This window comes from Algoriphagus taiwanensis (assembly GCF_036245645.1).
GTDB lineage: Bacteria > Bacteroidota > Bacteroidia > Cytophagales > Cyclobacteriaceae > Algoriphagus > Algoriphagus taiwanensis.
This window is the reverse complement of record NZ_BTPE01000002.1, coordinates 50166-62468: the sequence shown is the minus strand read 5'-3', so window position 1 is coordinate 62468 and position 12303 is coordinate 50166. Positions and strand designations below refer to the sequence as shown.

Sequence of the window (12303 nt, the reverse complement as noted above, 5' to 3'; positions counted from 1 at the left end):
ATTCATGGTATTTCAAATTGATCTAGCTTTCCACCCTCTTTGTCAAAAGCATGAATAAATCCGTCAAAAATCAGGATTTGTGAATAAACATCAACTTCCGACGAAAGATCTAACACCGAGTTAATTGTGATTCGGTCGGAAGTGACATCTAAAACAACCACTTTATTTGTATTTACCTGTTCGTTGCCCTCTACATCCAAGTAGCTGGAATATGTCAGCAGATATAATTTATCATCATGCAAATAATGATCCTTGAAAACAGAAATAAAGCTCTTTCCGGAATTCTTAGAATAAAATTGACTTACCTTATTCTTATAGGATGTGAAAATTGGTATTGAAAAAATATCAACTGAATCAATTTTGACATCATTGCTGTCAAGAAGTGAAATCTCTGATTCTGTGGGTAATATTTTTATATAAGAAGATTTACCGACTCGATATAGTGCGCCTATGCTTCGTTGATTTCTTTGGAAATCATTGTGGTACGAATTCAAAAAATCACCAAATTCTCTTGTTTTTTGGCCATTGAAATCAAAGCAGCCAAATGGTTTTTGACCATTCACAACAGAAAAACAAATTGAATTATCAGTGAAAATGAAATTTTTAGAATACAAAGACTCGGGAACAGAAATTCTCTTCTTTTCAACTCCATCTGAATCAAATAATCTTAAGAGTTCATGACCTCGGTCATGTAAATACAGTAACCCTTCGGGTGTTTTCCCCATTTCTCCCAAATAAAAAAAATCGTCAGGCCCCTCTCCGAAACGACCAACTGTTTTAATGAATTTGAAATTCAAATCAAAAATAGCCAGATGACTAAGTTCTGCCTCTGCAATGAAGATCTTATCATTGAGCTGAAACATATCACTGGGATTGACCAGAAAAAACTCATCACTTGAATCATTGAAAAAGGAAGCCTTCTTGGTTAATTTTTCAATTGGAATAGTTAATTCTTCGGATTCCTTACACGAGATTGAGAAAATTATAAAAATCAAAATACTTACAACTCTGAAAGTAGTCTTTTGAATCATAGCTTTTTTATTGTTTTAATTAAAAAAAAACCTCATCTCAATTATGAAATGAGGCTCCAAATCAATTAACACGAAGTAGTCACCCCATCACAGGTAACAGATCTTGATAGCGGGTCTCGTTCACATGCTGAACCTGAACATCTCACATAATCATTTTCATTAGAGCTGCATGCCATACTCACTTCACATCCCCCACCCGATGAACCCGGAAGACTTTCCTGGGCAAAACCAGCATAACTAAAAGCTATAAAAATGAGAGCTAGGATTCTAAATTTAATTTGTTTTGAATTCATTTTTTTTGATTTAAAAGTTAAAATTTGTTTAAACTTCTTACACGCTACTCTCAGGTTTTTTAAGTGGTTTCTCGCTTGCACATCCCCGACTTTAGTGGGCTGCCAACTCTCATTTAGCTACTTTTTGAAACTAAAATATGGTGTGTGTATGTGTGTAAGTCAAGGGGTAAAATTGAAAAAACACCAAATTTTTAATGAACAACCCTAAAGCATACATGAATGCCTAGTCTTCATAAACCAATTTTTAGTTAGCAATGCAAACAAACCACTAGCCAGGAACCAGTCGTAGTCGGCAGTGTGGAATTCAGAAGGATGAAGTTGGAAAGCTGAAAAAAATCACAGATGACCTCTTTAATGCAAACTCTCGATCGTAACCGAAAATAAACGTGCATTTTTTCGATTACGATCGAGAAACATCAGATTCCGATCCTAAAAAGACTGACTTCTACTCCACAAATACCGTTGCTTTCCCCCCTTTTTCAAGATTGATTTTCCCGATTTTACTCGGAATGGTCAGCCAAGCCCGATCTTTGATACTTCCCTTCAATTCCCCGATCGTTCCCTTGAGAAATAGCTGTCCAGAGCGATAATCTACCGATCCGCTGTCAAGCCCGATGATTTGCAATTGATGGAGCGGGGTTTGGAAAACCAAAGAATCCATGGTCAGATTTTTCAAGATCACCTCACTCTCATCCATAACCTGAATCTGACGGAGGCTTTTCACTTTTAACAAAAAACTTCCATTGGAAGCTTGTTGCAGCTGATCGATATACAAGGTATCATTGATGACCCTGTAATTTCGAATAGGCTCTGTTTTGGGAGGCTTCACATCACCTCCAAGCATCGAAAAGTATTCCAAGTAGCTTGAGTCAGCATTTACTATTCTTAGGTAGCTGGTATTCTGTATTTTCACTACCGAAACATCATCTATTTCAAATTTTTCTGACCTCCCCTCACCTGCAAAGGAAAAGCTTCTTTGAGGGGTCAAACTAAAAGAAACCACGAGGGTAATCATCAAGGAAACCCACAAAAAGCTTAAATATCCAAAGATTAACTTATTGCTCCTTTTCATATTTATTGTCATTTGAGTGAATAACTGTAAGAAGTGATTCAAGATCACCTGAATTGAGATTTAAGACTTGAATCTGATGAATGATGGGAGGCAAAACCTCCAAAAAGAACTCTTTTCGCTGAATGTTCAACAGGGTTGATTTAGCTCCCAAAGACACGAAAAATCCTATCCCTCGCTTATTTTCCAAAATTCCCTCCTCCTCCAAAAGCGCATAACTTCGCATAACCGTGTTTCGATTCACTTCGATATCCGCTGCTAACTCCCGAACTGAGGGGATTTTATCACCCGGTTGTAACTTTCCCGTGAGTATCTGATCGACCATCCAATCCCGGATCTGCAGAAAGATGTTTTTATGTTCGCTAAAGTCCATCTTACACCTGCTTTTCAGTAAGCTTGAAATACGCAACCACATAGGAAAGTATGACCGCCAGCCAAATCCAGATAGCTGCCATTACGATAAGCAAGGGCGTTTCAGGGAGTATTTCGGGTTGATCAAATTTTAGGATTTCAAATTTCACTTGCTCATTGACGGTTATAGTTCCTGGAAACATAATCCATGATAATGCGATAGAAGTCGCACTGATTGCCAAGTAGACCACAATAAAGCTGAATGGCATCCAGATAAAATTATACTTTCCAAAAATCAAACTTCCGGCCCAAATCAAAGATGGAATCAGAGCAAAAAGACCTAACAGAATCAACTTTACAAAAAATAACTGCTCTCCGAAATTTTCTATCAGCCAAAACTCCTTCCATTCCAAAATCCCTAAATAATCTATGGTGATATTTGTAAAAAAAATCGAACCAAACAATTGGAATAAGCCCAAACCTAAATTTGAAGATACCCAAAAAATAATGGGATAAATGATGAACAAGCCGGCCATCTTAATTGAAAGCTCGACTATATATTTCTCTGCGTTGCTTGCCGGCAGCATCAAATATCTTTTTGCATTTTGAGGGTTTCGCAGAGCTAGGAAGCTTTGTCCTACCCAAAGCAAACAAATAACAAAATACCCACTGAGAAAAATACCATGAACATAACCTGTCTCGAAAGTGAGATAGCCATGATTGGAAAATAGGATCAATTGGTAAACCAGAATAATTAACCCAACAAATCCCAATAAGGCAGTCAAATAAGTCTTTTTATAGGTAGCCCAATAATATTGTAGAAGCCAGCCCATTCTGGTCAAGCTGATTGTGTTAGCCTTTTTCATACCGTCAAGGAATTAGTTTTTGAAAGAAAAGAAGCTATCGGAACCCCTGCGGTGACCCCTTCGAAGAGTAATTCTAGGTTCACTACCGTTTGGGCTTGAGTAGTTCGCTCCTGAATGAATTGGACACCCAAAGCTGAAGATTGAGAAAAAATCGCATCAGACACCTCCGATTGACTAAAACCAAAATGCAGTGAATCGGCTAGATCACTAAGGTCTGCATCCAGTTTAATTTGCCCTTGATCCAAAATCATCACCCGATCCAGTGTATTCTCCAAATCCCGAATCAAATGTGTGGCAATTACTACAGTCTGATCTTCGCTAAGCACTGAAATCAGTTCCTTTCGAAAAGCGGATTTACTCGAAATATCTAGTCCATTCGTTGGCTCATCCAACAGAATCAGTGCACAACCTGAACTCAAGGCCATTGCCAATCCAACTTTTTTCTGCTGACCAAAGGATAGGTTTTTAATCTTTTCCTGAGAATTCACTTCAAATCGATCTAGCAACCGTGTAAAAGTCTCCCTATCAAATCGGGGATAAAAAGGCTGTAAAATCAGCTGATATGCTTGAGCGGATAGATGCTCAGGAAGAAAATTTTCATCCGGCACAAAGAATACCTCCTGAAGAAATGCCGGTGACCTTTGCTCAGGAATATAGCCGAAAACAGACAATTGACCGTCATTTGGAAATAATAAGCCAGCAAGAATTTGAAGAAAGCTAGACTTCCCCGCCCCGTTTTTCCCTAGCAGACCTACCACCTGTCCACTCGCTAATGTCAAATCCAATCCTTCGAAAAGCTTTGGCTTTCCAGGATAAGAAAAACCCATTTGTTCGATTACTACTTTTCCCATTTGAATAGTGTCATAGTGTATTATGACACTAAACTAACTAACGAAATACGAAATGCAAATTTTTTCTCGAGTTTTTTTCTCTACCCTATAAATGGACAACCTTCTGATTGAAAAACCGAAGTTTAGCACCAAATCCGAAAAGCGCTTTTGCAATCCTTCTGAGGACTATTAGAAAGCTTTAAACTTCCGTGACTTTTTCGTGATACTCTTCGGGCAATTTTGACTCAAATCAAAACCGATAAAACCATGAAAAAAGTATTGTTCTTCTTCTACATCGCCTTTTTAGGCTTGGTATCCTGCTCTGATGACAAAGACAAAGATCCCGTAGTCATCGATTCTACACGTCCGACAGGTGCACTGAACATCCTCAGGTCGGGAAGCTTTACTGACCAAAACGGAGCAGGCTCGCGCGGAATGGCCGGATTGGGAACAGACACTCAGGGAAAGGAATTTCTAAGATTTGACGGAGCATTTAATACTGCTTTGGCCACAGGTACAGTCACTGTATTCCTTTCTACTTCTCAGGAATTCATGGCTGATCCGGCTAATGGCAATCCCAATCTGCTCCCGCTAGGCCCTGTGCGCAATGCAGGCGAAAACTTCTTCGCTATTCCTACCGGTTCCTCCACCGCGAAATACACCCATGTGATTCTCTGGTGTGGATCAGTTGGTGTTCCTTTTGGCTTTGCCCCGCTCAATTAAGCCATGAGTATTCAAAAAAACAGCCTATTCCGATCCTTTTGGATTGGAGTAGGTTTTACCTTGATTTCTGCCCTTTCGTATGGGCAAAGCGGTTGGACCAAGGAAAAGGGAGAAGGCTTTTACCAGTTGAGCTTCAATCGCTTCAGTTCATCGGATTATTACACGCTAGATGGGGAGCTGCTGAACACGAATGCTTTTACCCAAAACTCCTTGGTTTTCTACGGTGAATATGGAGTGACTGACCGATTTACCCTGATTGCCAATCTTCCTCTTCAGGTATGGAATGGGTTTAGCACCACGGAGACGGTCAATGGTCTGGGGGATTTAAGATTGGAATTCAAGCATGCAATTCTCAAAAAGTATCTGCCGCTGGCCATCTCAGTGGCTCCTGAGATCCCTATTGGCAGAGCAAACAATTTTGCACAAAGCACTCAAAATGACTTCGAATCCATCAATCTCCCTTCAGGTGACGGGGAGTTCAATGTATGGACTACCCTTTCTACTTCCTTTGCCCTTCCCAATGCGCCGTTTTATGGAAGCATTTTCGGTTCGTACAACTACCGTACACAATACGAGGATATCAGCTTCTCTGACCAAGTGGCCCTAGGCCTGGAGCTTGGATATCAGATTGCCGGCAAAGTCTGGGTAAATGGCCGACTTCAGGGACTAACTTCTGTCGATGATGTGCCTGTGGTAACTGATTTTGTCCGCGGAGACGGCACCGAATTTACCAGCTACAGCTTTGGTGCATCAGTGCCAGTCTACAAAAACTTTCATCTGTCTCTCAACTACCGGAACTATGCTGATTTCCTCTTTTCGAGGAAAAACCTCTATTCGGCAGGTACCTTTTCCCTGGGAGTCTTTTATCAATCCAAAAGAAAAACAAATGAATAACTCTTGCCATCAAACCCTTCCCAAACAGTTTCCTTCTCTTTTGAAATTTGGAAAAGGAGAACGCATACTGACCCAAGACGACTTATTCGGTGGCTATTTCCTGATCAAATCCGGTTTGGTCAAGACAGTCCGGAACCAAAAAAAAGGAACCTCCAGATTGCTTTCTATCAAAAATCAGGGGGAGTTTTTGGGAGAATTCTATGAGGAAGAAGGGTGCCAAAAATCCTCCTACTCTGCCTACGCCCTGGAAGACAATACCTGGATAGAAATGATCAGCTGGGAGGAAGATCCCTCTCACAAACTGGACCGCATTCTCAGAACTCTGCAAGAGGAAATATTCTCTGCCAGAATGCGGCTCGAACGCATGCTATATATCGGTGCAGAGGAGCGAATCATCCAAGTTATCAAAGACTTGGGCTACCGATTGGGTAAAAAGTTCGGAGATGAGACACTTCTCAAACTTCCCCTGACCCATGAAGAAATAGCCATGCTCACCGATACCAGCAGGCAGACCGTGACCATGGTATTATCCAGCCTGAAGTCTCAGAATAAAATCAACTACAGCCGTGGACGAATTCTCTTTCGGAATTTGGACAGCCTTTAAATCTAAACTATCAACAAACTATCTATACCATGAAAACCTACGCTTTAATTACAGGATTGCTTCTTTCTTTCATTTTGATCTCCTGCGGAAGTGAATCCTCAGGAGACAACGACCCCTCGATTCCTGACAATACTCAGGAAGTCACCGGCACGGTTCAATTGATCAAAGGAGGTCCGCTCACTGCACAAAGCTCCACCAATACCCGAGGAATGGTGGAAATAGTAAAGGATCAGCAAAACAAGTATTTTGTCCGACTGTCAGACACCTTTACCACCAAGTTCAGCACAGGTACGGTGACCGTCTACCTCTCGACAGGTCAAACCCTGAACCTCAATTCTCAAGGATCATTTCAGTTGATTTCCATCGTAGGAAAGGCTGGAGAGCATTTTTTCGCACTTCCGGGCAAACCTGACGACAAATTTACCCATGGAATCATTTGGTGTGGAGCTGCGGGAATTCCTTTTGGTTTCGCTCCTTTGAACTGATTCAAGGCCAAGGAATTCTTCAAAAAAAGGCCTCGGGAATAATTCCCGAGGCCTTTTTCATGATTCTCCGGCTTGATGAAGGCTTCACAAATGGAAAATCAATCTCAACCGCAAAAACCTATTCAACTGGTAGCACAAATTCAAACTCAGTGTAGGACTTCGAGTCGGAGGATATCCCGATTTTCGCATCATGAATCTCCAGGATTTTCTTTACGATGGCCAATCCAAGTCCAGACCCTTCGATGCCTTTGGAGTCTTTTTCCACTTTGTAATATCGGTCAAAAATAGATTCCAAGTCCTCCTTGGGAATTCCCTCTCCGGAGTTTTTCACCCGAACTTTAACACCACCGGGGACAGCACAAGCCTCCAACTCAATCTCACCATGCTCAGGAGTATATTTCACCGCATTGTCCAGCAAGTTTTGGATCACCCGATCCAATAGATAAAGGTCCGCCTGTACAGGAGGAAGCTGAGGACAGATGGTAGAGGTAATTTCGATGTCTTTAGCTTTTGCCAGCAACTCATACTTCAAACTGGAATCATAAAGCAATTCCTGAATTTTCAGCTTTTCCTTTCGCACTTGCATCTGCCCGGATTCCAGTTTGGACAGATCAAACAAGTCTGTGACCAGCTTGGTGAGCTTATCCACTGAATTGAGGATGATTTTGTAATATTTTCTTCTCTCTTCAGTGGTCAGCTTTTCATCCCTGATCTGCAAAGTCTCCACATAGCCATTGATAATGGCCAAAGGATTGCGAAGGTCGTGAGAGACATTGGCAATCAACTCCCTTCGCAGAGAATCCACATTCTTCAGCTCATCGATATTGCTCAAAATGGTATCGGCCATAGAATTGAAGGTTTTTCCCAAAAGGGCCAAATCCGACTGAGAGTCTGACTCAGGTACCCGGGCATGAAAATCTCCCTCCTTAAAAGCCTCCACGGCAAGTACCACTTTATTCAGGTGCCTGGTAAGCCAGGCAATCAGCACCAAGCCAATCAACAGACCGACGATCAACGTGATCAGGATAGAATTGAAAGTCAGCCCCATCCAATAGGATCCAAGTAAATCCGCACTGATGGTATCGAACTTTTCACTTTCCAAGGTGATGTAGACATAGCCGAGCAATTGATCATTTTCAAAGACCGGGGCAGCAGAAAAGACGGAGGTGGAACCCGGATTCCTTGGATCATCTCCTAGCACAAACTCACTTCCGCCTTGAGCTACAAAACTTTTAACCGGTTCAATATCGACTGCCTTGAGCTTGACCAGCTGATCCAAGACCACATAGGAAAGAATTTCCCCTTCTGGATTGAGCAAATAGACCTCGATACCGGGATTGACAGCCATCATGGAATGCATGATCACACCCAATGCCTCTTCGTTTACTTTTCCATCCTGAAAAGGATTTACTTCTTTGATCAAATAAGAGGCAACTTCAGAGTTAAGCTTTTGAGTGGTCTCCAGGAAATAGCGTTGCGCATTTCGTGTGGTGATTAAAATATAGGAAGTCCCCACCAAGAGTAAGACCAAGATGAAAGATAGAGATATTCTCCAATAGAGGCTTTTCATAATAGGGTCAGGTTAGAGTTCATCATTGAAGCGATAGCCTACGCCCCAAGTGGTGAGAATATAGGTGGGATTGTTGGGGTCAGATTCGATTTTGGAGCGAAGACGGTTGATATGAGCGTTGACCGTATGCTCGTATCCGCTAAAGTCATATCCCCAAATCAGCTCCAGCAACTGAGCCCGGGAGTAGCTTCGTCCCGGACTTTTGGCCATGAGATGAAGCAGGTCAAATTCTTTCGGGGTCAGTTCTACTCTTTTTCCCTCATACTGAACCTTCCTCTTCTCGATATCAATCTCCAGATTGCCGTAGCTAATCCAGGTCTTTTCCTTTTTCAGTGCCAAAAGATGAAGCTCCTGTCTTCTCAGTATGGCTTTCACCCGGGCAAGGAATTCCCGGATCTTAAATGGCTTGGTCAGGTAATCATCCGCTCCTGATTCCAAACCGATGACTTTGTCGATTTCCTCTGTTTTGGCAGTGAGCATCAGGATGGGAGTAAAAATCTCCAGTAAGCGGAGCCGCTGGCAAATCTGTATGCCATTCATCTCGGGAAGCATCACATCCAGCACTATCAGGTCAAAATCCCCCTTACTGGCACGCTCAAAGCCCTTACCTCCATGGTCACAAACCTCCACTTCATAGCTCTCATCCTGGAGGTGGAGTTGGAGGAGTTGATTGATGTTTGGATCATCTTCTACTACCAAAATCTTCTTCATAGTCAAGTCAATAGAACGGAAAAGTACAAGCTAAACCTCACGAAAGTATCACAAGGGTACAAGTTTTCGGATTTAATGAGTCAAGATGTAGGGTATTCCTTACCTCGGTCTTTGTCACCCCAGACCGAAATCAGCTATTCCAATTCAAAATTGATCCCTGTGAGGAGTTAGAAACCCAAACTCATCGGTTACTTTTTCATAGAACCGAGCAGAAGACCAAAAAAAATCCAGAGGATCCTTTACCAAATTCCCGTGAGATTGAAGGGGATTTAAATACATGGAGTAAAGCTTCAATTCCAGTTTTTCACCTGAATTCAAAGGAATTGCCAAAGGATCTCTTTGCCAGATTCGGAAATTTCGGTCTACCTCATCAACCTTCAAAGCTTTTTAATACTAAGAAGTATCATCTTAAACAAGAAGTGGTCTGTGGGGCCACAGACCCCATACAAAGGAGGTTTTCTGCCCCATCGCTTCGAGGAATTTTGAGCAGAAAATCAATCAATTGGCCCACCCCTTCTTCAAAAGTCAGCAGATAATAAATCGGTCTTGAATCCCTTAATGGCTTGATTTAGCTTTTGGATAAAACCAAAACCATGAAAACGTACAGACCCACCCATCAGGTAGCATTTGAACTTTATTCTTTTAGCGGAATGGTCGAGGAATCCGGAAAAAATATGGAAACAAAAGTATCTGGAGGTGGTGGCGGAGGGGCCACCTATCAGGGTACTGGAGGAACTGCCCCTGTGACTATCACCTCCCGAACCATTGTCCATGACCAGGTTTTTCTGGTAAATAAAGAAGGAAAGGAAAAATCATTTCAACTTCAGGACTTCCATCTTGCAGCTCGGAAAGGAAACCAATTGACGGTATTTTGGGGAATCAAATCCGGGGATAAAACGGGATATTATTTCGCAGTCAAAAATCACAGTACGGACGAGGAGTTTTATCGGGATGATCTTTTGAGAAAATACTTCATCAAATGGTGGCTTCAACTAGGTCTGATGGCAGTTTCAGGAATCCTTCTGATAGCCGGACTTTTGGGTGGAGCGGGTACGGTATATACCCTACTTGGGGCTGGAGCTGGTTTTTGGGCTTGGAAAAGATGGGATACCGCCAAAAAAGAGATAGAGGCCTTCAAGGCTGATATTGCATCTTTTGAGCAAGAGTGAGAAATCTATTGCTTAGAAGTGAGGTTGTCTCTTAAATCGTTTTGTTGTCAGCCTGACCCTTCGACTTCGAGACTCTCGTCACTCATGTGCTAGCAAGGACGAATTTGATTTTGAGACAGCCTCACGGAAGGAGGAGATACCACTTGAGTGCAGGTTTTCGGATTTTCAAACGTCAAGCCAGTCATTAGACATGCAGAATCATTCCTAATATATCCAAGACATACCTTGGGAATAAATCTTGAAACGCTTATTTTTTGAAATTCACCCACTCCGATGTCAACTTACCTTTTCAGCAGTCCTCGACTTGGTTTTCGTACCTGGCAAAACTTTGATCTGGAACATTTCTCTCCTATAAATGCTGATCCTGAGGTGATGCGCTTTTTTGCGAAAACCTTCACCCAGGAAGACACCCTAGCCTTTATGAACCGGATGAACAAAATGTACGAGGAAAAAGGCTATTGTTATTTTGCCGTTGACCTGCTGGAAACCAAGGAATTGATCGGGGCTATCGGTTTGGGCTGGAAAACCTTTGAATCAGACTTTACTCCCTGTGTGGACATTGGCTGGAGAATTGGAAAGAAATGGTGGAATAAAGGTCTGGCAACTGAAGGAGCTCAGGCCTGTCTTGGATTTGCCAGGCAAAAAGGCATTTCTCAAGTTGTTGCCATGGCATCGGTCGGCAATCTTGCCTCTATTCAGATCATGAAAAAGGTAGGGATGGAGTTTTGGAAAGTATTTGATTTCCCGGATCTGGCAGATCGTCCTGATATTCAATCCTGCGCACTCTACCATATTTCATTAAGTAAATAATAGGCTTTGAAAAACAAGTGTAAGTTTGACATTAAATCCAAAGTCATTTTCTATGAAATCAATTTTAGCCGTTTTCTTTTTCCTCATTTGGACTCCTGCTTTTTCCCAATCTCCCTCCACCCGTGAAATGGATCGGATCAACTGGATGGAATTTGCGGAATTCGTACCTGGAAAAATCAACACCGTCCTTTTGCCCACAGGAACTCTAGAACCTCATGGAGTGATCAATAACGGGGCTGACAACACCGCTCCTTTTGCTATGGCAAAGGCTATTGCAGAAGATTTGAATGCGATGATCGCGCCTACTTTGAATTATGGAATTACCGGAAGCATGGCCGCTTATCCGGGAGCATTTCAGATTACCGAGGAAGCGTATGCCCCTTTTATACGGGATATTCTGAAAGGCTTGGCGAAAAACAAATTCAAAAACATCATCATTCTGAATGGTCATGGAGGTGGTCAAACCGCAGTCCTGCAAAAAGTAGCGGCCGAAGTTGCCAATGAACTCGGAGTTCGGACGCTGGTGATCAACTGGTGGTCCTATGCTTCTGACGTGACTTTGGAGGTATTTAAAGAAGATGGAGGCCATGCCGGATTAAATGAGACCGCCTATATCCAAGCCATTGACCCCACCTTGGTGCACAAGGAGCGATACAATGCCGATCAAGCCACCGCTTATCCAAAACCCAATACCTGGTCAGCAGTTCCCTTTCCCTCTTCCATCGGACTGTATCAGGAAGGTCAGGGCTATCCCAACTTTGATGAAAAACAAGCGAAAGAATACTTCGAAAAAGTCAACGCCAAGGTGGCTGGACTGATAAGGGAGACGATTCGGAAATGGGATTTGGCGGGGCTCTAGGGTTCGAGGTTCATTAGTTCAAAGTTCCATGTTCTGCG

General features: G+C 42.4%; 14 protein-coding genes. 7 read left to right on the top strand and 7 right to left on the bottom strand.

Annotation, left to right across the window (positions count from 1 at the left end):
• Positions 1 to 2: 2 nt before the first annotated feature.
• The 5 genes from AAA938_RS02445 to AAA938_RS02425 all read right to left on the bottom strand — a co-directional run bounded on the left by AAA938_RS02445 (position 3) and on the right by AAA938_RS02425 (position 4461).
• Positions 3 to 1031, bottom strand: a complete 1029-nt coding sequence (locus AAA938_RS02445; RefSeq protein WP_338227030.1) for a 6-bladed beta-propeller — start codon at positions 1029 to 1031, stop codon at positions 3 to 5.
• 738 nt (positions 1032 to 1769) lie between these two features.
• Positions 1770 to 2396, bottom strand: a complete 627-nt coding sequence (locus tag AAA938_RS02440) for a hypothetical protein (protein WP_338227029.1) — start codon at positions 2394 to 2396, stop codon at positions 1770 to 1772.
• On the bottom strand, positions 2380 to 2766 hold the full coding sequence (locus tag AAA938_RS02435) for a GntR family transcriptional regulator (protein ID WP_338227028.1): 387 nt from the start codon (positions 2764 to 2766) through the stop codon (positions 2380 to 2382). Before AAA938_RS02435 ends, AAA938_RS02440 begins: the two co-directional genes overlap by 17 nt.
• Position 2767: 1 nt before the next feature.
• On the bottom strand, positions 2768 to 3610 hold the full coding sequence (locus tag AAA938_RS02430) for a hypothetical protein (RefSeq protein ID WP_338227027.1): 843 nt from the start codon (positions 3608 to 3610) through the stop codon (positions 2768 to 2770).
• On the bottom strand, positions 3607 to 4461 hold the full coding sequence (locus AAA938_RS02425; protein WP_338227026.1) for an ABC transporter ATP-binding protein: 855 nt from the start codon (positions 4459 to 4461) through the stop codon (positions 3607 to 3609). Before AAA938_RS02425 ends, AAA938_RS02430 begins: the two co-directional genes overlap by 4 nt.
• Before the next feature lie 246 nt (positions 4462 to 4707).
• Here AAA938_RS02425 and AAA938_RS02420 point away from each other — a divergent pair, with 246 nt between their 5' ends.
• From AAA938_RS02420 to AAA938_RS02405, 4 genes are read left to right on the top strand one after another with little or no spacing between them, the layout of a single operon-like run.
• Positions 4708 to 5163 carry a DM13 domain-containing protein gene (locus AAA938_RS02420; RefSeq protein WP_338227025.1) on the top strand — a complete coding sequence of 152 codons (456 nt, stop codon included), beginning with the start codon at positions 4708 to 4710 and terminating at the stop codon, positions 5161 to 5163.
• A gap of 3 nt (positions 5164 to 5166) precedes the next feature.
• Positions 5167 to 6057: a hypothetical protein gene (locus AAA938_RS02415; RefSeq protein WP_338227024.1), complete on the top strand. Its 891-nt coding sequence runs from the start codon at positions 5167 to 5169 to the stop codon at positions 6055 to 6057.
• The gene (locus AAA938_RS02410; protein ID WP_338227023.1) at positions 6050 to 6661 is read left to right on the top strand and encodes a Crp/Fnr family transcriptional regulator; all 612 of its coding nucleotides are present in this window, start codon (positions 6050 to 6052) and stop codon (positions 6659 to 6661) included. Before AAA938_RS02415 ends, AAA938_RS02410 begins: the two co-directional genes overlap by 8 nt.
• 29 nt (positions 6662 to 6690) lie before the next feature.
• Positions 6691 to 7146: a hypothetical protein gene (locus tag AAA938_RS02405; protein ID WP_338227022.1), complete on the top strand. Its 456-nt coding sequence runs from the start codon at positions 6691 to 6693 to the stop codon at positions 7144 to 7146.
• 118 nt (positions 7147 to 7264) lie between these two features.
• On the opposite strand, the gene AAA938_RS02400 is transcribed toward AAA938_RS02405, so the two are convergent.
• Together AAA938_RS02400 and AAA938_RS02395 are read right to left on the bottom strand one after the other, a co-directional pair.
• Entirely contained in the window at positions 7265 to 8716 is a 1452-nt protein-coding gene (locus AAA938_RS02400) for a sensor histidine kinase (RefSeq protein WP_338227021.1), read from the bottom strand.
• A gap of 12 nt (positions 8717 to 8728) precedes the next feature.
• Positions 8729 to 9427 (bottom strand): response regulator, encoded by a 699-nt coding sequence (locus tag AAA938_RS02395; protein WP_338227020.1) that lies wholly within the window; start codon positions 9425 to 9427, stop codon positions 8729 to 8731.
• A 593-nt stretch (positions 9428 to 10020) separates the two neighbouring features.
• Here AAA938_RS02395 and AAA938_RS02390 point away from each other — a divergent pair.
• The 3 genes from AAA938_RS02390 to AAA938_RS02380 all read left to right on the top strand — a co-directional run bounded on the left by AAA938_RS02390 (position 10021) and on the right by AAA938_RS02380 (position 12265).
• The gene (locus tag AAA938_RS02390; RefSeq protein ID WP_338227019.1) at positions 10021 to 10596 is read left to right on the top strand and encodes a hypothetical protein; all 576 of its coding nucleotides are present in this window, start codon (positions 10021 to 10023) and stop codon (positions 10594 to 10596) included.
• A 273-nt stretch (positions 10597 to 10869) separates the two neighbouring features.
• Positions 10870 to 11406, top strand: coding sequence for a GNAT family N-acetyltransferase (locus tag AAA938_RS02385; RefSeq protein WP_338227018.1), 537 nt, complete (start codon positions 10870 to 10872; stop codon positions 11404 to 11406).
• Positions 11407 to 11458: 52 nt separating this feature from the next.
• Positions 11459 to 12265 (top strand): creatininase family protein, encoded by an 807-nt coding sequence (locus tag AAA938_RS02380; RefSeq protein WP_338227017.1) that lies wholly within the window; start codon positions 11459 to 11461, stop codon positions 12263 to 12265.
• Positions 12266 to 12303: the final 38 nt, after the last annotated feature.